Consider the following 19,309-nt stretch of genomic DNA (forward strand, 5'->3'; position numbering starts at 1 on the left):
CGCTCGCGACCAACCCAGTGGTACGGCTGGTCGGTGGTACGGCTAGTCGGTGGAGCAGTCGCGGACGACGGCGGCGAAGTTGCCCGCCAGCTGGCGCGCGGTGTGCGTCGCGGCCGGCTCCGCGGCCCGGGCCTCGGCGCGCAGGGCGGCCAGGTCGAGACCCTTCTCGGCCAGCGCCGCCTCGTCCCAGCCGTCGAGCCGGTCCGCGCCGGCCTCGGGGTGGAACTGCACGCCCCAGGCACACTCCCGGACCCGGAACGCCTGCACCGGACACGCCTCGCTCCGCGCCAGGTGGGCCGAGCCGGGTGGAAGCCGGGTGATCTGGTCGCGGTGGTTCTGAATGGCGCGGAACCGCCGCTCCACCCCCGCCAGCAGCCGATCCCCCGCCGCCTCCCCGCGCAGCTCGACGGCGCACGACCCGCGCTCCGGCCGCCCGTACGAACCTTCCACCGCGCCGCCCTCCGCCAGCGCCAGCACCTGGGCCCCCAGACAGATCCCGAGCAGCGGCACCCCTTCCGCCACGGCCCGGCGGGTGAGGGCGCGCTGAGCGGGCAGCCAGGGTGCATGCGCGTCGTCGTCCGGCAGGAACCCGCCCCCGAGCAGCACGACCGCGTCGTACCCGGCCGGCCGGTCGGGCGCCTCGGAGCCCGCCAGCTCCGCCACGGCCAGCCCCTCCTCGCGCAGCCACGGCAGCAGCCGGCCCGGCCCGCTGCCTTCGGAGTTGCGGACCATCAGCACCCGGGGCGAGTTCATCGCGCGTCCCCGCCCTCGGAATCCGCGTCGATCGGCGCGCCCTCGGCCGGGGCCAGACCGTCGGCCTCCGCGTCCAGCCGCCGCCGCTCCTCCTCGCCGAGGAACGGCAGCAGGGCCCCGCAGTCCCGGCAGGCCCGCGCGAAACCGGCGTGGAACGTCGGCCGTGACTTGAACGCCCCCAGGCGGGGGAACCGCAGCCGCAGCCGCTTCTGCATCGAGTCGGACGAGGTGAGCTCGCCGACCGGACTCAGTCGGCCGGACCCGCATATCCCGCAGCGCATGGCCGGAACGATACGCCTGCCCGCCGCCCGTCAGGAGCGTATTGGGGCCGAGTCCGGCTCCGGCGCCGAAACCTCCGCCGGGCGGGAGGCGTCCGACGCGGGGGCGGGGCGGCGGGTGAGGTCGGGGAGGACGGTGGCCAGGCCGAGGACGGCCATGGCGGCGCCGAGCCAGAGCGGGGCGCGCAGGCCCCAGGCGTCGATGACGACGGCGCCCAGGGAGGAGGCGAGGATGATGCCGAGGGTGATGAAGGAGGAGTGGACCGTGTTGACCAGCGGGCCCGCGTTGCCGGTGCGCTGGACGCGGGTGGCCATGGCCGGGTTCATGGTGACGCCGACCAGGCCGATGCCCATCATGCAGACGACCGCGGGGGCGGGCAGGTCGGCGAAGAGGGCGAAGCCGGTGAGGAAGAGCAGGTTGAGCACGAGGCCGAGGGTGAGCACGGGGACGGTGTGGCGGTCGGCGAAGCGGCCGACGACGGTGTTGCCGACGACGGTGGCGGCGCCGTAGGCGATCAGCAGGACGGGGACGGTGCCGGTGGAGAAGCCGGTGAGTTGGGTGAGGATCGGGTTGAAGTAGCTGAACGCGGCGAAGGTGGCGCCGATGATGAGGGTGCTGGTGGACAGCGCCAGCCACAGCCGGGGGTTCTTGAAGACGCCGAGCTCCTCGCGGAAGCCGCCCCCGGCCCGGGCGCGCTCCAGACGCTCCACGCCGGCCAGGGTGGCCACGGCGGCGACCAGGGTGAGCGCGGAGATGGTCCAGAAGGCCGCGCGCCAGCCGAACCGCTCGCCGACCAGGGTGGACAGGGGCAGGCCGAGCAGGGTGCCGAGCATGAGGCCGTTCATGGCGACGGCGATCGCCCGGCCGCGCACCTCGGGGCGGGTGAGCTGGGCGCACAGTGAGATCCCGACGCCGAAGAAGGCCTGGGAGGCGATGCCGGTGACGATCCGGGCGGCCATCATGACGGGGTAGCCGGTCGCGGTGGCGGCCAGCACGTTGCCGGCCAGGAAGACGGCGAACAGCACCATCAGCGCGGTCCGGGGCGGCAGTTTCATCACCGCCACGGTCAGGAACGGCCCGCCGGCCGCCATGGCCACCGCGAACGCGGTGATCAGGTACCCGATCTGGGGGATGGTGGCGTCCAGCCCGTCGGCCATCTGCGGCATCAGCCCGGCGACCACGAACTCGCTGGTCACCATCGCGAAGATGCCGAGCGCCAGGACGTACACGGCACGAGGCACGGTCGAACTCCTTCGAGAGTTATGTATTGATCAGTTCAAAACGCGGGCGTGAAAAGGCGCCGCCGTGAGGCGGTGAGGCGGTGCGGGGGTGCGGCAATGGGGCCGCGGCGGCGGGGGATCAGTGGGTCAGGGCGTCCATGACGACCTCGGCGATCGCCTCCAGGGTGGCCCGGTCCGCGCCGCCCTGGCTGGACACGCGCATGCCGCCGATCGTCGCGTTGATGAAGCGGGCCAGCGCGCCCGCGTCCCGTGTGGAGGTGATGCTCCCGTCGCGCCTGCCCTGCTCGATCACCGCGCGGAGGGCCGCCAGCCGGCGGGACGTGTCACGCTCCAGCAGCCCCGCCGCCCTGGCGTCGCGCCCGGCCAGCTCCACCGTGGTGTTCACGGTCAGACAGCCCAGGCTGCGGCCGCCGGAGCGGTACTCGGTCTCGTTGTCGACGATCGTGGCGAGCAGGGCCCGGACACGGTCGGCGCCCGACCGCTCCGGGTCCTCCAGGATGGCCAGTTGAGCCGTGGTCATGGTGTCGATGTACCGGGCCAGGGCGCGCTCGAACAGGTCGTGCTTGCTCTTGAACGTGTTGTAGATGCTGCTGCGCCCCAGCCCGGTGGCCTCGCACAGGTCCTGGGTGGAGGTGGACTCGTATCCCTTCTCCCAGAACGTGCGCATCGCCGCGTCCAGGGCCCGCTCCTCGTCGAACATCCTCGGTCGGGCCATGGTGTGACCGTAGCAGTTTCGGATCGGTCAGTTCAATACTTCACTCGCGGGTGAGGGGCCCCACTGCGGCGGCCAGGGTTTCGGCGAGCTTCGCCTCGGTGGCCGCCTTGTCGATGCCGAGCCCGGCCAGGACGCCCGAGCCGTCCTCGAACTCCAGGAGGGCGAGCAGGACGTGCTCCGTCCCGATGTAGTTGTGACCGAGCCGCAGGGCCTCGCGGAAGGTGAGTTCCAGCACCTTGCGGGCGGCCGCGTCGTACGGGATGAGGTCGGGGACCTGGTCAGCCGCGGGCGGAAGGGCCGCGGTGGCGGCCTGGCGGACGGTGTCCAGCAGGACGTCCTGCGCGGTGATGGCCTTCGCGGCGAGGCCCTCGGGCTCGACGAGCAGGCCGAGCAGCAGGTGCTCGGGGCGGATCTCGGGGTTGCGGGCGGCCTGGGCCTCGTTCATGGCGGCCATGACGACGTTCTTGGCGCGGGGGGTGTAGCGGCCGAAGCCCTGGCTCGGGTCGAGCGCGGAGGGCTCGCCGGGGTCCTTGGGGACGAAGCGCTTCTGGGCCGCCTGCCGGGTGACGCCCATGCTCTTGCCGATTTCGCTCCAGGAGGCGCCCGAGCGGCGCGCCTGGTCGACGAAGTGGCCGATCAGGTGGTCGGCCACCTCGCCGAGGTGGTCTGCGGCGATGACCGCGTCGGAGAGCTGGTCGAGGGGTTGGGAGTGGACCTTCTTGATGGCATCGATCAGTTCGTCGAGGCGGACGGGGACCGTCATGCCGACTGGATTCGTCATGAGGCAACCCTAGGTTGACGCCCCTGAGGGCGTCAACCCGAGGTTGACGCTCGCCGACCCGGGGGTAAGTACGCACTTATTTGTGCGTACTTGAGCCGGGGGCCGGCGGGCCACAGGATCGAGGAGAGCCCGGCGCGCAGGGCGTTTTGTCATGGATTCCGAGCAGGAAACAGGTGGTGCTGTCATGGCAGGCGAAAACCGGGCGCCGGTGACGGTGATCGGGCTGGGCGCGATGGGTCAGGCACTGGCCGGGGCTTTTCTGGCGGCAGGCCATCCCACGACCGTGTGGAACCGGACCGCGCGGAAGGCCGACGCCCTCGTCGCACGCGGCGCGGTACGGGCGGGGACGCCCGCCGAGGCGGTGAAGGCGGGCGATCTCGTGATCGTGTGCGTCGTGGACTACCAGGTGAGCCAGGCGATCCTCGACCCGCCGGCCGCGGAGTTGGCGGGGCGGACGCTGGTCAACCTCACCTCGGACACCCCCGAGCGGGCCCGCGAGGCCGCCGTGTGGGCGGCGGAGCACGGCATCGACTACCTCGACGGGGCGATCATGGTGCCGACCCCGGTCATCGGCTCGCCGCAGGCCCTGCTCCTCTACAGCGGGTCGCGGACCGCGTACGAGGCGCACGAGGCGACGCTGAAGGCGCTGGGCGGCAACGGCCGGTATCTCGGCGCGGATCACGGGATCGCGCCGCTCTACGACCTGGCCCTGCTCAACGTCTTCTATTCCAGCATGGCGGCCATGGTCCATTCCCTCACGATGGTGGGCGCGGACGGTGTCACGGCGGAGGAATTCCTGCCGTACATCAAGCAATTCTTCGCGCTGCTGCCCGGAATGGCGGATCAGGTCGCGCACGGAATCGACACCGGCAGCTATCCCGGGGATCTGGGCAATCTGACGATGGAGGCGGTGGGGGTCGACCACATCGTGGAGGCGAGCGAGAGCCGGAACCTCGACACCGGCCCGATCGCGGCCGTCCGAGCCCTGATGGGGCGCGCGATCGCGGACGGCCGGGGCGGGGACGGCTTCGCGGCCGTCACCGAGGTCATCAGGAGGGCGATCGGCTAGCGAGAGGGCCCGAGAACGAGACGCCCCGAGAACGGGAGGCCCCCGGAACGAGACGCCCCGGAATGAGGCGCTCCGGGGAGCCCCCCGTGTCGACGCCTTCACAATCATCGCCGGGCAGAAGGCGATCTTTCGGTGTCCATTACAGTGCAAAGCCAGTCCAATGGCGGTGCGTGCATCGAAGGAAAGGGGCAAGGTCGTGACGGCAACCGCGAGTGCGGCGACCGGCGTGTGGGGCCGCGCCGAGCAGCAGGACTTCCGCAGCCGGGTGCGCGGCTGCCTGCTCGGCGGCGCCATCGGCGACGCCCTGGGCGCGGCGGTCGAGTTCTCCTCGCTCGCCGACATCCGGGCGGAGCACGGCCCCGAGGGAGTGACGGACTTCGTCCCGGCGTACGGGCGGCGCGGCCGCGTCACGGACGACACCCAGATGACGCTGTTCACCGTGGACGGGCTGATACGCGCCCAGGTGCGGCGCGACACCGGGGCCTGGCACCCGCCCACTGACATCCACGCCGCCCACCGCCGCTGGTACGCCACCCAGCGCGACTGGGGGCCCGACGAGCGCCGGCAGGACGCGGGCTGGCTGGCCCGCGAGGAGTGGCTGTACGCCCAGCGCGCGCCCGGCCGGGCCTGTCTGACCGGGCTGGCCGACGAGACCATGGGCACCCTGGAGAGCCCCAAGAACCCCGACTCCAAGGGGTGCGGCGCGGTCATGCGCTCGGCGCCCTTCGGGCTGCTGGTGGGCTGGGAGCCGCAGCTGGTGTTCCAGCTGGCCATCGAGTGCGCCGCCCAGACCCACGGGCACCCCACCGGCTATCTGTCGGCCGGGGCCTTCGCCCTGATCGTGCACGGGCTCGCGCGCGGCGAGGCGCTGGACGGCGCGGTGCAGCGGGCGCTGGCCCATCTGGCCACCCGGCCCGGCCACGAGGAGACCACCGACGCGCTGCGGCACGCGCTGGGAGCCGTACGGCAGGGGCTGCCCACGCCCGAGCGGGTGGCGTCCCTGGGGGAGGGCTGGACCGGCGAAGAGGCCCTGGCCATCGGGCTGTACTGCGCGCTGGTCGCCGAGGACGTACGCCACGGCCTGCTGCTCGCCGTCAACCACGGCGGGGACAGCGACTCCACCGGGGCGGTGTGCGGCAACATCCTGGGCGCGCTGCACGGCGAGACCGCGCTGCCGCCGGCCTGGCTGGCGGAGCTGGAGGGGCGCGGCACGATCCTGGAGCTGGCCGACGACTTCGCGATGGAGATGACGCAGGGCCCGGCCCTGCACGGCCCGGCGGCCTCCGCCCCCGCCTGGCTGGCCCGCTACCCCCGCGCGTAGCCCGCCGCCGCGTCGCCACCCCCACGCGCACCGCCGCCGCTACCCCCGCGCGTAGCTCGGCTCCGTGCGCCGCGGGGCGTCGGCGGGAGGGTGCGGCGGCGGGGTGCGCAGGGCGCGTACGGTCAGCCGCCCGGCGACGGCCAGGAAGACGGCGCCGATGATCGGGTAGACGGCGGTGAGCAGCATCTGACCGGCGTTCTGGTGCAGCTCCACCCGGCTCGGCCGGTCGTGGGGCACGTACCACATCATGTACGAGCAGAACAGCAGGGCGGTCACCGCCGTGAGGCACCGCCATGGCGCGGTGCGGCGGCGCAGCGCCTCGGCGCCCAGCAGCAGCACCATGGGCACGGCCCACACCCAGTGGTGGGACCAGGAGACGGGGCTGACCATGAGCGCGGTGACGCCGCAGGCGACGGCCGCCCACGCCCGGTTTCCGGGCAGCCGGCCCTCCGCGAGCTGGGCGGCGACCGCGGTGGCCAGGCCGGCGCAGGCGACCAGGGCGGCCGCGGCGAGCCACCACCCGCCCGGGTCGGGGGTGTGCAGGAGCCGGGCGAGGACGCCGCGCAGGTTCTGGTTGCCCGCGCCCTCGACATCGCCGGGCCGGTCGGTCGCGAACAGGATCTCGGTCCAGTAGCGGTGCGAGTCGTGCGGCAGCGCCAGGCCGGCCAGGACGGCGGTGGCGAGGAACGCCCCGGTGCCCACCGCCGCGCGGCGCAGGTGCTCGTTGCGGAAGCGCCCCGCGGACCGCGGCCGCCGCAGGGCCTCGACCAGCCCGGCCAGCGCGAGGAAGGCGAGGAAGAGCGCCGGGGTGATCTTGATGCCTGCCGCGACGCCGGTGCCGGCGCCGGCCCAGTGGTGGCCGCGGCGGCCGGGCCGCCGGGTCAGGTCCCACAGCACCAGGGCGGTGACCAGCAGGTTGATCTGCCCGTAGCGCAGCGTCGTCCACACCGGCTCGCACCACACGCCGAGCCCGGCCAGGGACAGCACGGCGGCCGCCCGGGGCACCACGCGCGGGCGGCCGATCAGGCGCAGCGCCAGGTGGACCAGCGCGACCAGCAGGGCGAGGTTGAGCGCGGTGGCGAAGGTCCGCATGACCCCGGTGTCCAGGAAGGTCAGCGGGGTGAAGAGGAGCGAGGCGAAGGGGGGATAGGTGTTGGGCAGGTTGTGCACGGTGGCCCGCATTTCGTACAGGTCCATGGCGTTGCGCACGGTCCAGCCCTCCGCGCGGTACACCAGCAGATCGACCATGGACACATGGGCCGCGCGCTGGGCGATCCAGAAGCCCGTGAAGGAGAGCAGGCAGAACACGGCCGCGTAGCGGGTGGGGTGGCGGAGAAGCGCGGCGCAGGCCCCGCGCGCACGGGAGTCGGTGATCGTCGGTTTCGCGGTCACGGGGAGAAGCTCCAGGTCCACGGTGCGGCGGCGGTCGACGGGGACGATACGGACGGCCGACGATAGTACGTACACAAGATCCGTACGGAAGAGGGGCGTGGGTCCCGCACCCCCTCACCTCCTCACCGTGCCCCGCCGGCCGGTGAGGGCATTACCTCGCCGGTAATCGACGTCCCTCCCGCGCCGCGCGAGCATCGTGCACAGCGCAGCACCGCACAGCGCGGGACGAGCACCGAAGGGGACCGACATGGCCGAGACCGCCACCGCCGCCGCCACGACCACCGAGCGCACCCGCGCCACCATCCAGGAGTTCCTGACCCGGATGGCGACCGGTGATGTGGAGGGCCTCCGCGAGCTGTTCGCCGAGCGGGTCGACTGGCTGATCGCCGAGAACCCGGACGTCCCCTGGATCCGCCCCCGCGCCACCCGCGCCGACGCCGTCGCCCACTTCCGCGAGCTGGGCGAGTCCCTGATCCCGGACCCGGACGGGAACACGGTCGACGCGATCGTGGTGGAGGGGGCCGAGGCCGTGGTGACGGGCACCCTGGCCGGCACCGTACGCGCCACGGGCAGGCGCTACTGGTCGCCGTTCGCGGTGCGGGTGACCGTCGAGGACGGGCTGATCACCCGCTACCGCGTCTACGAGGACAGCCGGATGTTCGCCGCGGCCTGCGCGCCTCGTTCTTAGGGCCCGGCACCGACAGCGCCCGGGCGGCGGGTTGGACGCTCGCTTATGCGAGCGATCCTTTCGACCATGGCCCGTCTCGCCGTCCGGCGGTTGGCTGGAGGGCATGACGAACAACCACGCCCTGCAGACCCCCGTACTGATCGCCGCCACCGTGGCCACCGGCCTGAGCGCGGGCCTGTTCTACGGATACGCCTGCTCCGTGATGCCCGGCCTGGGGCGGGCCGACGACCGTACCTTCGTCGACGCGATGCAGCGGATCAACGTGGCGATCCTCAACGGCTGGTTCGCCCTGGTCTTCGTCGGCGCGCTGCTGCTGTCCGTGGGGGCCGCCGTGCTGCATCTGCGTGGCGAGGGGCGGCCCGCGCTGCCGTGGATCGTGGCGGCGGCCGCGCTGTATGTGGTGATGCTGGTCATCACCTTCCGGGTCAATGTGCCGCTGAACGACGCGCTGGCGGCCGCCGGTCACCCGGACCGGATCACCGATCTGTCGGCGGTGCGCGAGCGGTTCGAGGACCGGTGGGTGCGCTGGAACGCGGTCCGGGCGGTCACCTCCACGGCGGCGTTCGGCCTGCTGGTCGGGGCCCTGGTGGTGAGCGCGCGGGGGCACCGCGGGGTGGGATGAGCGATCCCGGCCCGCGGCGCCCCCCGGCCGTGCGCCGGTCCATGAAGCGTCAATCCACGAAGCGTCGGTCCACGGAGCGTCAGTCCGTCGCCCCGGCGACCGGACGACTGTCGGCCGCGCCCTGCTCCGGCACCGGCAGCGCGGCGCCGGCCGGACCCGGGCCGTCGTCGTCCGAGTTGAGCGAGTCGAGGATGGCGTCGCGCTCCGGGGTGTCCTCCGGCTTGAGGTAACCGATCACGACGAAGAGCACGAGCGAGACCGCGAGCGGGATGGAGACCTGGTACTCCAGGTTCACGCCCCCGTCGATCGCCTCGTTGATGGGGTAGTTGACCAGGTAGAAGGCGAGCAGCCCCAGCGCCCAGCTGACCAGCGCCGCCGTCGGGCCCGACGTGCGGAACGGGCGCAGCAGCCCGAGCATCAGCGGGATCGCGATCGGGCCCATGAGCCCGGCGACCCACTTGATCACCACGGTGATGATGTCCCCGAAGAAGTCCGAGTTGACCTGGGTGGCGATGGCCATGGACAGGCCGAGGAAGAGCAGCGTGGCCCAGCGGGCCGCGATCAGCCCGGTGCGGGAGCTCCACTGCCGGACCTGCTTGAAGATCGCGGGCATGATGTCGCGGGTGACGACGGCCGCGATGGCGTTGGCGTCCGAGGAGCACATGGCCATGGTGTGGGAGAAGAAGCCGACGATGACCAGGCCGAGAAGGCCGTGCGGCAGCAGTTGCTCGGCCATCAGCGCGTACGAGTCGGCGGGCTTGTCCGTCTCGACCACCAGCGGCGCCACCCACATGGGGAAGAACAGCACCAGCGGCCACACCAGCCACAGGGCGGCGGACAGCCGGGCGGAGCGCTTGGCGGAGCGGGCGCTGTCGGTGGCCATGTAGCGCTGGGCCTGGTTCCACATGCCACCGTTGTATTCAAAGGTCTTGATGAACAGATAAGCGAGCAGGAAGGTCATCGTGTACGGGCCGACGGTCGGCTCCGTGTGGGTGTCCGGCAGGTCGTCCCAGGCGCTCCACAGCGTGCTGACGCCGTCCAGCTCGTTGAGCACGGCGATCAGCATGGCGATGCCGGCCACGAACTGGATGATGAACTGGCCGAGTTCGGTGAGCGCGTCGGCCCACAGCCCGCCGACCGTGCAGTACACGGCGGTGACCGCGCCGGTGATCAGGATGCCCTGGTTGAGGGAGACGCCGGTGAAGACGGACAGCAGCGTGGCGATGGCGGCCCACTTGGCGCCCACGTCGACGATCTTCAGCAGCACCCCGGACCAGGCCAGCGCCTGCTGGGTGGGCAGGTTGTAGCGGTTCTTGAGGTATTCGAGCGGGGAGGCCACGCGCAGCTTGCTGCGCACCCGGTTGAGCCGGGGCGCGAAGAGGTTGGCGCCGATGGCGATGCCGATGGCGATCGGGAACGACCAGGTCACGTAGGACGTGATGCCCCATTGATAGGCGATGGCCGCGTAGCCGGTGAACATGACCGCGCTGTAGCCGGACATGTGGTGGGAGATGCCGGAGAGCCACCAGGGCATCTTGCCGCCGGCGGTGAAGAAGTCGCTGACGTTGTCCACCCGCTTGTGGGACCAGACGCCGATGGCGACCATCACGCCGAAGTAGCCGATGAGTACGGCCCAGTCGAGACTGTTCATGCCCCCTCCAGGGGTCCGTCTTATGAACGGGACCGCACTTCGCCGCGACGTTCGTCATGGGCGGATTCCCCCGAGCGGGAGCGGGGTACTTCCGGGATTGAACCGCTTGTTCGGGTGGACGGTCAAGAGACTTCCAGTCATGAATGTGAACGAAAATCAGAGCGCAGAACGATTTTGCTTGTTCTTGACCTTCCCGGCGGTTGTCGTGCACGCGTCCGCGAACCCACCATGAGCGGGCACTTCGCCAGACGCACGCCCACGCTCGACCGCACCAACGGACGGGCCGTACGGGAGCGGGATCCCGTCAGGCCGGAGAAGGAGGGCGCAACCCCCGTGCAATCCCTCTGCAAGACCCCTGTGTGAACCCTCGCGTCACAGCGTCACCGCGTCACAGTGCCACCGCGTCACAGCGTCACAGTGCCACCGCGTCACCGCATCAGCTCACCGGCGTTGACCAGCAACGACTGGCCGGTAATCGCCCGCGCCCGGTCGGAGGCCAGGAACACCGCGGCCTCCGCCACATCCCCGTCCGTCGCCAGCTCGGGCAGCGCCATCCGGTCGGCGAGCCGGGCCAGCACCTCGGCCTCCGGTACGCCCTCCGAGTCCGCGGCGAACGCGACGTACGCCTGCACCGGCGGACCCCACATCCAGCCGGGCTGCACGGTGTTCACCCGGATCCGGTGCGGGCCCAGCTCGCGCGCGAGCGAGTACATCGCGGAGACCAGCGCGCCCTTGGACGCGGCGTACGCGGCCTGCCGCACCTGGGTGGGGGCGGCGACCGACGACTGCGTGCCGATCATCACCACCGAGCCCCCGTGGCGCTTGAGCGCGGGCAGGCAGGCCCGGGTCATGCGGAGCGTCCCGAACAGATTGGTGTCGACGACCCGGCTCCAGGAGGCGAAGTCGGCGTCCTCCAGGCCGCCCATGTAGCTGTCCAGCGCGGCCACGTGGATGACCGCGTCGATCCCGCCGAAGCGCTCGACCGCGAGCGCGGCGAGCGCCTCGCACTGCCCCTCGTCGGCGATGTCGGTCGCCCGCCATGCGGTGTGCCCGCCCCCGGGGTCGGCCTCGGCGGCGGCCTTCGCCAGCTGCTCCTCCGTACGGGCCCCCAGCACGGCGTTCCCGCCGTCCCGCACACACGCCGCCGCGACCCGCAGGCCGAGGCCGGGGCCGACCCCCGAGACGATGACGGTCTTGCCGCGCAGCAGCATGGGGCGCCTCCCCTGGTGATCACGACGGCCGACGGCCCTGATCTGACGTCACGTCAGATCGGGGCCGTCAGGCTAGGCCGCGCACCCCGAGAAGGCCATACCCGCGCAGCACGAGACACCCCTAGCGGAGGGCCTTCGCCAGGCGGCGCAGCCCCTCCTCGATCTCGTCCGGCGTGTGGGTCACGAACGACAGCCGCATCGCGGCCGGGTCCGGGGCGGCGGCGAAGAACGGCGCGCCCGGGACGTAGGCCACGTCGTGCTCGACGGCCACCCGCAGCCGCTCGGTCGCGTCGTAGCCGTCGGGCAGGGCGGCCCACACGAACATGCCGCCCTCGGGGCGGTTCCACCGGGAGCCCTCGGGGAGGGCGTCGCCGAGGCCCGCGAGCAGGGCGTCGCGGCGCTCGCCGTAGGCGTCGCGGACGCGGGCGAGGTGGGCGTCGAGGTCGGTGTCCGCCAGATAGCGCGCGGCGGCCATCTGGGTGACCGTCGGGGTGTGGAGGTCGGCCGCCTGCTTGGCGATGACGCAGGCGCGGCGGAGCGCCCCCGGGGCGCGGAGCCAGCCGAGCCGGAGGCCGGGCGCCATGATCTTGGAGTAGCTGCCCAGCAGCACGGTGCGGTCCGCGGCCTCCGGGTGGCTCGCGATCCAGGGCACCGGCTCGCCCGCGAAGCGCAGCTCGCCGTACGGGTCGTCCTCGACGATCCACAGCCCGCGCCGCTCCGCGATCTCGGCGACCGCGCGGCGCCGCTCGGCGGGCAGGGTGCGCCCGGTGGGGTTCTGGAAGGTCGGGATGGTGTAGAGGAGCTTCGGCCGCTCCCGCTCGACGAGCGCGTCGAGCGCGGTCGGGTCGAGCCCGTCCTCGTCGCTGGGCACGGACACGATGCGCGCGCCGGCGAAGGAGAAGCACTGCAGCGCGGCCAGATAGGTGGGGTTCTCGACCAGCACCACGTCGCCGGGCTCGAGCAGCGCCGTCGCCAGCAGGGTCAGGGCCTGCTGCGAGCCGCCGGTGACGAGCAGCTCGTCGGGGCCGGTCGGCAGGCCGCGGGCGGTGAGGCGGGCCGCGGTCGCGGCGCGCAGTCCGGGGTCGCCCTCGGTCGTCGAGTACTGCAGGGCCTCGCGCGGGGACTCGGCGAGGACCCGGTCGAAGGCCGCCCGTATCGCCTCCGCGTCGAAGAGCTCGGCCGCCGGCAGCCCGCCGGCGAAGGAGATCACCTCGGGGCGGGCGGTGAGCGCGAGGATGTCGCGCACCGGGGAGCCGGCGACCGAGGCGGCGCGGGCGGCGAGGTCGGGGAGGGCGGCGCGCATGGGACTCCTTCGCAGGTACGGGCGTGTTCCGCTGTCCTCCGCAGCCTAGAGAGATCAGTGCAGACGGCAACCGGTTTGTCCGCGATGCGGTCGCGACCCTCCCCATCTGACGCTACGTCAGCTACACATGGAGGACATGAGCAGCGACGCGAGCGAGGACACGCGGGCGGCGGCGTACGCGGAGCTGGCCTCCGTCGGCCCGTACGGGGTGCGCCCGGGCCACGCCCTGATCACCATGGTCGAACCGCATCCGGGCCATGAACACGCCTACAACCGCTGGTACGAGGACGACCACTTCATCGCGGGCGCCATGGCCATGCCCTGGATCTTCGCGGGCCGCCGCTGGGTGGCCACCCGCGAGCTGCGGCGGCTGCGCTACCCGGAGCGATCCGCCGTCGCCCAGCCGGTCACCGCGGGCTGCTACCTCACCGTCTACTGGCTCACCGAGGGCGCTACGCCGAGCACATGCGGTGGACGGTGGGCATCAACAAGCGCCTCAACCGGGACGGCCGCGTCTATCAGGACCGTACGCACGTCTTCACGGCCTTCCAGGACCACGAGGCGACCGTCTACCGGGACGGCGCGGCGGGGCCGCGCGACTTCCACGCGCTCGACCACCCCTACGCCGGTCTGGTCCTGGAGGTCGTGGCCGCCGAGAGCCCCGAGCGCCGCGCCGAGCTGCTGGAATGGCTCCGGGCCCGACATCTGCCGAAGCGCCTGGCGGGCTCGCCCGCCGCGATGGTCACCGTCTTCCGGCCGACGCCGCTGCCCCTGGACCGGATGTCCTACGTCAAGCAGGTGGAGGGGGTCGACACCCGGCTCACGCTGCTGTGGTTCCTCCAGCGGGATCCGCGTGACTGCTGGGAGGAGCGCTTCACCGGGCTCGACGAGGACGTGGCCCGCTCGGGCCTGGGCCGGGTCGAGCTGGTCGCGCCGTTCATCCCGACGATTCCCGGCACCGACCGTTACGTCGACGAGCTGCGATGAGGCCGCGAGCCCCGCGCCCGGCCCCCGTGCCCCGCGCCCCGTAAGACGGCGACGAGCCCTCTCGGCTGGGACGGCGGCCGGACGAGAGGGCTCGATGCGAAGGGCGGGCGGTGGAGTTCAGCCGCGGTCGAGGGCCCCGCCGCGGACATCGGAGACGAAGGCCGACCACGAACCCGGGGCGAAGCTGAGGATCGGGCCGTGGGGGTCCTTGGAGTCACGCACGGCCACCTCGTCGACGACGGGGGAGGCGACCTCGACACAGGCGCCATTTCCCGCGGAGTACGAGGATTTCATCCACATACTCGTCTTTCCTTGCTGAATGGACACTTCTGCTCCGATACGTTTTGTTGATGAGATGCACCCCGTTTGGAGGCGAGACCGACGTTACTCGTCAACATCGTCGGGAAAGCCGGTCGTTCACTCGACCGGATGGCATATTCCACTGGCCCCTTCCGTGCCGGGGTGCGGAGGTGTAGGGTCCGGGCTTTTTGTGTCCATTCAGCGCTGGGGTCAACCCTGCTCGTGCCGGCGCGCGTGCTCCCGGGCCACCTCGGTGATGAACTGACGGCTCTGGTCCACGTTCAGCGCCTGGGCCCGCAGGTGTTCGTACATCATGCTGTAGCTCTGCACATCGGTGTGCTTCTCGAGATAGAGGTCGCTGGTCACCCCCTCCAGATAGACGACGCTGGTGTCGGACTCATCCGAGAACTCCAGGATGGTGAACTGCCCGCTCATCCCCGGGTGGGAGCCCATCTCGAACGGCAGCGCCTGCACGGTCACATGCGGCTCATGGCTCATCCGGACCAGGTACTCCAGCTGCTCGCTCATGATCTTCGGGCTGCCGACCACCCGGCGCATCGCCGCCTCGTCCACCACGGCCCACAGCCGCAGCGGCGCGGCCGGGTCGGTGATCCGCTCCTGCCGCCTGAGCCGGACCTGGACCCGCTGGGCGATCTGCTCCTGCGGGGCCTCCGGCAGCGCCCCGCTGATCACCGCCTCGGCGTACTCCGGGGTCTGCAACAGGCCCGGCAGCACCTGCGGTTCATAGACGCGCAGCGAGGCCGCGTCCGTCTCGAAGCCGATGTAGACGCTGTACGGGACGTCGCCGAAGGCGTTCCACCAGCCCTGCTGGCGCGACTCCTTGGCCATTTGCATGAGGGAATCGACCAGCGCCTTGTCCTCGACCTTGTAGGTGCGGCACAGGTCGCGTACGTCGCGCTGGCTGATGCTGCGGCGGCCGTTCTCCAGCCTGCTGATCTTCGACTGGGAGACCATCAGCTCCTCCGCCACCTCCTCCGCCGTCATGCCCTTCTCCTGGCGGAGCCTGCGGAGTTCCTGGCCCAATCGGCGTCGCCTGACCGTGGGGCCGACGTTCGATGTCACGGGACGTGCACCTCCGGCTTCGTACTGCTGATTCATGCTGTTCAGCAGCCTGCCACTACCGGTCGGCGCCGCGCTGGGAAATGGCCGCACAGGGTGCCTCTCGGGGCACACCCGACGCATGCGGGCGGACCGCGGACCGAAGGGCCGGGACCGCAGGGGCGGCCGGGGAGTCCCGAACGGCCGCCCGGGGCGCGGGAGAACGAGCGCGCGGGGCGGTGGGCCGGCCGGTCCTCGAAGGAGACGGGCCGGTCCACCGCCCCGCGTCGGGCGGCTCCCGAACCGGGTCGGTGGGGACTGTGTGGTGCGGTCGGTCGGGTGGAGCGGGTGCGGGTGTGCTCAGCGCGCTCCGACGCGGGCCATGCTGCCGCGGCGGGACGGCTGTGCGGGAACGCCGGACGCGGGAACCGCGGCCCGTGCCCCCGGCTGGCGTCCGGTGGCCGGTGCGCGCCGTGGCTGCGCCGCGACACCGTTCTGCACGTCCATGACGGCGTGCGCCACGAGTCCGCCCATGGGGTCGTGCCTGATCAGATCCCGGAGCCTGGAGCGCGAGGAACGCCCCTCGTTCCCGGGATACAGGTGCTTGCCGAGCCCGACCGCGTGGGCCAGGGCGGCGAGCGCCGCGGTCCGCGGGTCCGGCGGCACGCCGGTGCGGATCGCGCTGTCCAGCCGGGCCCTGATCTCCCGGCTGATCGCCGTGTCCGTCGCCTGGTAGCGAGTGGTCGGCAGTACCCCGCACATCTGGCCCTCCACGGCATGCACCATGCCGCAGCGCTCCAGATGGGTGAGGTACGTCTGGCGCAGCCCCAGTCGGGGCCCGCCGATCCAGTGGACCGCGCGGACCGGGCTGCCGCGGCGGCGCAGCAGCTCCAGCGCGGAGTCCAGTGTCGGATCTCCGGTCGGCCGTGGCAGCACCACGGCGATACGATCCCCGTCAGGGGCTATCCGTCCGGCCAGAGCCAGCTCCACTAGCTGCGCTCCGGCAAGACCGAGGTCGAGCGACTGCGGCTGCGCCGTGGTGCCCGTGGTCGGGTCCAAGGCGAGCAGCAGAAGCTCCTCCGGAATTGTTCTGCGGCTCCTGCCCATCCATGCCTCCCCGCGTGGATGAATGACAGGGTGACCCCTCTCACATTGGTCTGTCGAGAGTGCGTGGGGGGTTTGAGAGGGAACCGATAGGTATGTCTTTCTCGTCTAGCGGGTGGGCGGCCCCCTGAAGGCACTCTGTCGAGGCGCCGTGGCGCGGCGGCACTCCGGGCACACAGGACACTGGTAGATGGTTGGGGCGGCGGGACGTGAGGCCGGCAGGCGGCACGCGTCCCGTGCAACGTATTACGAGGAGGCATCGGTGGCGGGCGAGTCCCCCGACAAGTCGGAGCAGCGGAAGTCGTCGGGGGAGACGACTCGCGGCGAGCGCGATCCACGGCTCGCGGTCTTGCGGGAAGGTGAGACCGCGAGCGGCGGGTCGGCGGTCGCCGTGGCGGATGACGGCTCTGAGGCGAAGGCAGTGGCGGAGTCGGGGGTTAGCGAAAGCGAATCCGAATCCGATGACGCGGTCGAGGGTGCCGAATCCGGCAAGACTGACAAGTCGGGCGAAGGGTCGAAGGGTGACGGTTCGGAGGACGAGGAGTCGGCCGAGCCCGTGGACCGGCGTACGGCGGTCTTCCGCACCCTGAAGCGCGAGCCCGCTCGCGAGCCCGGGGCGGACGGCGAGGATTCGGACGGGCCCGTGGACCGGGCCACGGCCGCGTTCGGGGTGCTGCGGCAGAAGGACACTCCGCGGTGGGCCCAAAAGGCGGACGAATCCGAAGAGCCCGGTGAGTCTCGCGAATCCGGCGATTCGGTCAAGGCTGGCGAAAAGGGCGAAGGGCGCGACGGGTCTGCCGTCGGCACGGGTGTCGACCAGCCGACGCGGGTCATCAAGGCGCTCCCGCTCCCCACCGACGGCAAGCCCGCCGACGGCCGCCGACGGCAAGCCAAGCCAAGCCAAGCCCATCGACGGCAAGCCCACCGACGGCAAGCCTGCCGATGACAAGCAGGCCGACGACGAGCCCGCCGACAAGTCGGTCGCCAAGACAGCGGACAAGGCGGCAGCCAAGCCCGCCGACGCGACGGCCGCCAAGACGGCCGCCAAGACGGCCGACAAGGCAGCGGACAAGGCGGCCGACACGGCGGCGGCCAAGGCCGCCGCCGAGACCGCCGCCAAGGCCGCCGGGAGCGCGGCGGCCGAGCCGGTGGAGAAGCCCGGCGCGCCGTCGGCCGGCGGGAAGACCGCCGACGCCGAGCGCCCCTCCGAGCGCACCAGCCGCTTCGTACCGCTGCGCTCGGACGACGCCCCGCCCGCGCGCCCGCCGGCCCGCCCGGCCGCGCCGCCCGCGCTGCCGGACCCGGAGCGGACCGCGCAGCAGCCGCTGCCCGAGTCGGAGCGTACGAAACAGCAGCCGCTGCCGCCCGCCGGCCAGCCGGCGCCGCTCGACCTGCTGGCGCAGCTCACCAACACCCCGCCGCCGCCGGAGACGCCGCTGCGGACGGCCGTGCGGCGGATCAAGATCTGGACGCCGATCGCGGTGCTCCTCCTCATCGTGCTGGGCGTGGTGCAGGCGGTGCGGCCGCTGCCGGAGCCGTCGCTGACGCTCGCCGCCGAGAGCGTCTACCGCTTCGACGGCGCCAAGCTGTCGCTGCCCTGGCCGGATCAGGGGCAGTCGGCGGTCGAGGTGGAGGGCGTGGGCAGCCTGGGCACCTCCGGGGCGCAGAAGCCCGTGCCGATCGCCAGCGTCACGAAGGTGATGACGGCGTACGTCGTCCTCAAGAGCCACCCGCTCAAGGTGTCCCAGAAGGGCCCGTCCATCCGGATCGACGCCCAGGCGGACAAGGAGGCCGGGTCCGAGGACGAGTCGCGGGTCGCGGTGAAGGAGGGGCAGACCTACACCGAGCGTCAGATGCTGGAGATGCTCCTCATCCCGTCCGGCAACAACATCGCCCGGCTGCTCGCCCGCTGGGAGGCGGGGTCGGAGAAGGCGTTCGTGAAGAAGATGAACGACGCCGCCAAGGACCTGGGGATGAAGAACACGGTCTACACCGACCCCAGCGGCTTCGTGGCGACCACCAAGAGCACCGCGTCCGACCAGCTCAAGCTGGCCAGGGCGGTGATGCAGAGCGAGGCGTTCCGGGCGGTCGTGGCGACGCCCAACGTCAAGATCCCCGGTCTCAAGAACACGATCTACAACAACAACAATCTGCTGGTGAAGCCCGGCGTGATCGGCATCAAGACCGGTTCGAGCACCCCGGCCGGCGGTGCGCTGATGTGGGGCGCGGAGAAGACCGTCGACGGCAAGAAGCAGCGGATCCTCGGCGTCGTCCTGGAGCAGCGGGCCCCCGGCATCCTGCAGAACAGCCTGGACCTGGTGCAGGAGAACAGCTACAAGCTGATCACCGCCGTGCAGGACGGCCTCACCTCCGCCACGGTGGTGAAGAAGGGCGAGGTCGTCGGCCATGTGGACGACGGGCTCGGCGGTACCACGCCGGTCGTGGCGACCAAGAACCTGACGGCGATCGGCTGGGGCGGCCTGGAGGTCGAGCTGAAGCTGACCGACGGCGGCAAGACGGTGCCGCACTCGGCGAAGGCGGGCACGGTCGTCGGCGAGCTGACCGTGGGCAGCGGCCCGGGTGAGGTGAAGGTGCCGGTGGCGTTGCAGAACGATCTGTCCGAGCCGTCGTTCGGCGCCAAGCTGACCCGGATCGCCTGATCCGGCCGGGAGACACCGTGACCGGTCCGGCGGCCCCCGGCGCCTCGCGCGCCGGGGGACCGCTCGGCCGTCTGTAGCAAGTTGTCCACACCACACCCCACCGCCTGTCCCTGAAGGCCTTTTGGGGGCCTTCGCGTGCTAGCGTCGCCTGCGCCCCCGGTCCCGGTCCCCTG

General features: G+C 72.0%; 16 protein-coding genes and 2 pseudogenes. 6 read left to right on the forward strand and 12 right to left on the reverse strand.

What is annotated here, in order from left to right; all coding sequences use genetic code 11:
- Positions 1-42 precede the first annotated feature (42 nt).
- From BBH68_RS16870 to BBH68_RS16890, 5 genes are all read right to left on the reverse strand, one after another.
- On the reverse strand, positions 43-753 hold the full coding sequence (locus BBH68_RS16870; protein ID WP_065963248.1) for a type 1 glutamine amidotransferase: 711 nt from the start codon (positions 751-753) through the stop codon (positions 43-45).
- Positions 750-1,034: a hypothetical protein gene (locus BBH68_RS16875; RefSeq protein WP_065963250.1), complete on the reverse strand. Its 285-nt coding sequence runs from the start codon at positions 1,032-1,034 to the stop codon at positions 750-752. Before BBH68_RS16875 ends, BBH68_RS16870 begins: the two co-directional genes overlap by 4 nt.
- Before the next feature lie 30 nt (positions 1,035-1,064).
- Positions 1,065-2,273, reverse strand: coding sequence for an MFS transporter (locus BBH68_RS16880; RefSeq protein ID WP_065963251.1), 1,209 nt, complete (start codon positions 2,271-2,273; stop codon positions 1,065-1,067).
- A 118-nt stretch (positions 2,274-2,391) separates the two neighbouring features.
- The gene (locus BBH68_RS16885) at positions 2,392-2,988 is read right to left on the reverse strand and encodes a TetR/AcrR family transcriptional regulator (RefSeq protein WP_065963252.1); all 597 of its coding nucleotides are present in this window, start codon (positions 2,986-2,988) and stop codon (positions 2,392-2,394) included.
- Between the two features lie 40 nt (positions 2,989-3,028).
- A complete protein-coding gene (locus tag BBH68_RS16890; RefSeq protein ID WP_065963254.1) occupies positions 3,029-3,769 on the reverse strand; it encodes a Clp protease N-terminal domain-containing protein in 741 nt (246 codons plus the stop codon).
- 184 nt (positions 3,770-3,953) lie between these two features.
- Between BBH68_RS16890 and BBH68_RS16895 the strand changes: the two genes are divergently transcribed.
- Both BBH68_RS16895 and BBH68_RS16900 read left to right on the forward strand, forming a co-directional pair.
- Positions 3,954-4,838 (forward strand): NAD(P)-dependent oxidoreductase, encoded by an 885-nt coding sequence (locus tag BBH68_RS16895; RefSeq protein WP_076970838.1) that lies wholly within the window; start codon positions 3,954-3,956, stop codon positions 4,836-4,838.
- Positions 4,839-4,998: 160 nt separating this feature from the next.
- Complete coding sequence (locus tag BBH68_RS16900) at positions 4,999-6,159, forward strand: ADP-ribosylglycohydrolase family protein (RefSeq protein WP_065963261.1); 1,161 nt, start codon at positions 4,999-5,001, stop codon at positions 6,157-6,159.
- Between the two features lie 39 nt (positions 6,160-6,198).
- Here BBH68_RS16900 and BBH68_RS16905 read toward each other — a convergent pair whose 3' ends face one another.
- On the reverse strand, positions 6,199-7,533 hold the full coding sequence (locus tag BBH68_RS16905) for a glycosyltransferase 87 family protein (protein WP_425428818.1): 1,335 nt from the start codon (positions 7,531-7,533) through the stop codon (positions 6,199-6,201).
- Positions 7,534-7,798: 265 nt separating this feature from the next.
- Between BBH68_RS16905 and BBH68_RS16910 the strand changes: the two genes are divergently transcribed.
- Both BBH68_RS16910 and BBH68_RS16915 read left to right on the forward strand, forming a co-directional pair.
- Positions 7,799-8,239 (forward strand): nuclear transport factor 2 family protein, encoded by a 441-nt coding sequence (locus tag BBH68_RS16910; RefSeq protein WP_065963262.1) that lies wholly within the window; start codon positions 7,799-7,801, stop codon positions 8,237-8,239.
- A gap of 103 nt (positions 8,240-8,342) precedes the next feature.
- A complete protein-coding gene (locus tag BBH68_RS16915) occupies positions 8,343-8,861 on the forward strand; it encodes an anthrone oxygenase family protein (protein ID WP_065963263.1) in 519 nt (172 codons plus the stop codon).
- Between the two features lie 79 nt (positions 8,862-8,940).
- Here BBH68_RS16915 and BBH68_RS16920 read toward each other — a convergent pair whose 3' ends face one another.
- From BBH68_RS16920 to BBH68_RS16930, 3 genes are all read right to left on the reverse strand, one after another.
- Complete coding sequence (locus BBH68_RS16920) at positions 8,941-10,512, reverse strand: sodium:solute symporter family protein (protein WP_065963265.1); 1,572 nt, start codon at positions 10,510-10,512, stop codon at positions 8,941-8,943.
- 428 nt (positions 10,513-10,940) lie between these two features.
- Complete coding sequence (locus BBH68_RS16925) at positions 10,941-11,723, reverse strand: SDR family oxidoreductase (RefSeq protein ID WP_065963266.1); 783 nt, start codon at positions 11,721-11,723, stop codon at positions 10,941-10,943.
- A 121-nt stretch (positions 11,724-11,844) separates the two neighbouring features.
- Entirely contained in the window at positions 11,845-13,026 is a 1,182-nt protein-coding gene (locus BBH68_RS16930; RefSeq protein ID WP_065963269.1) for an aminotransferase-like domain-containing protein, read from the reverse strand.
- 208 nt (positions 13,027-13,234) lie between these two features.
- Between BBH68_RS16930 and BBH68_RS16935 the strand changes: the two are divergent.
- A pseudogene (locus tag BBH68_RS16935) lies at positions 13,235-14,013 on the forward strand (hypothetical protein).
- A 117-nt stretch (positions 14,014-14,130) separates the two neighbouring features.
- On the opposite strand, the gene BBH68_RS16940 reads toward BBH68_RS16935, so the two are convergent.
- From BBH68_RS16940 to BBH68_RS16950, 3 genes are all read right to left on the reverse strand, one after another.
- Complete coding sequence (locus tag BBH68_RS16940) at positions 14,131-14,340, reverse strand: DUF397 domain-containing protein (protein WP_065963270.1); 210 nt, start codon at positions 14,338-14,340, stop codon at positions 14,131-14,133.
- A 183-nt stretch (positions 14,341-14,523) separates the two neighbouring features.
- A complete protein-coding gene (locus tag BBH68_RS16945) occupies positions 14,524-15,396 on the reverse strand; it encodes a helix-turn-helix domain-containing protein (RefSeq protein WP_076970835.1) in 873 nt (290 codons plus the stop codon).
- Positions 15,397-15,732: 336 nt separating this feature from the next.
- Complete coding sequence (locus BBH68_RS16950; RefSeq protein WP_065963275.1) at positions 15,733-16,479, reverse strand: GOLPH3/VPS74 family protein; 747 nt, start codon at positions 16,477-16,479, stop codon at positions 15,733-15,735.
- A 259-nt stretch (positions 16,480-16,738) separates the two neighbouring features.
- On the opposite strand from BBH68_RS16950, the pseudogene BBH68_RS16955 reads away from it, so the two are divergent.
- Positions 16,739-19,136: pseudogene (locus BBH68_RS16955) on the forward strand (D-alanyl-D-alanine carboxypeptidase family protein).
- Positions 19,137-19,309 lie beyond the last annotated feature (173 nt).

It is taken from the genome of Streptomyces sparsogenes (genome assembly GCF_001704635.1).
GTDB classification, from domain to species: Bacteria; Actinomycetota; Actinomycetes; order Streptomycetales; family Streptomycetaceae; genus Streptomyces; species Streptomyces sparsogenes.

Excerpts from the sequence above, each read along its gene's own strand:
- BBH68_RS16875 (WP_065963250.1), bottom strand. The coding sequence starts at position 1,034 with ATGCGCTGCGGGATATGCGGGTCCGGCCGACTGAGTCCGGTCGGCGAG.
- BBH68_RS16920 (WP_065963265.1), bottom strand. The coding sequence starts at position 10,512 with ATGAACAGTCTCGACTGGGCCGTACTCATCGGCTACTTCGGCGTGATG.
- BBH68_RS16900 (WP_065963261.1), top strand. The coding sequence starts at position 4,999 with ATGGCGGTGCGTGCATCGAAGGAAAGGGGCAAGGTCGTGACGGCAACC.
- BBH68_RS16890 (WP_065963254.1), bottom strand. The coding sequence starts at position 3,769 with ATGACGAATCCAGTCGGCATGACGGTCCCCGTCCGCCTCGACGAACTG.
- BBH68_RS16915 (WP_065963263.1), top strand. The coding sequence starts at position 8,343 with ATGACGAACAACCACGCCCTGCAGACCCCCGTACTGATCGCCGCCACC.
- BBH68_RS16910 (WP_065963262.1), top strand. The coding sequence starts at position 7,799 with ATGGCCGAGACCGCCACCGCCGCCGCCACGACCACCGAGCGCACCCGC.
- BBH68_RS16930 (WP_065963269.1), bottom strand. The coding sequence starts at position 13,026 with ATGCGCGCCGCCCTCCCCGACCTCGCCGCCCGCGCCGCCTCGGTCGCC.
- BBH68_RS16925 (WP_065963266.1), bottom strand. The coding sequence starts at position 11,723 with ATGCTGCTGCGCGGCAAGACCGTCATCGTCTCGGGGGTCGGCCCCGGC.
- BBH68_RS16895 (WP_076970838.1), top strand. The coding sequence starts at position 3,954 with ATGGCAGGCGAAAACCGGGCGCCGGTGACGGTGATCGGGCTGGGCGCG.
- BBH68_RS16950 (WP_065963275.1), bottom strand. The coding sequence starts at position 16,479 with ATGGGCAGGAGCCGCAGAACAATTCCGGAGGAGCTTCTGCTGCTCGCC.
- BBH68_RS16870 (WP_065963248.1), bottom strand. The coding sequence starts at position 753 with ATGAACTCGCCCCGGGTGCTGATGGTCCGCAACTCCGAAGGCAGCGGG.
- BBH68_RS16885 (WP_065963252.1), bottom strand. The coding sequence starts at position 2,988 with ATGGCCCGACCGAGGATGTTCGACGAGGAGCGGGCCCTGGACGCGGCG.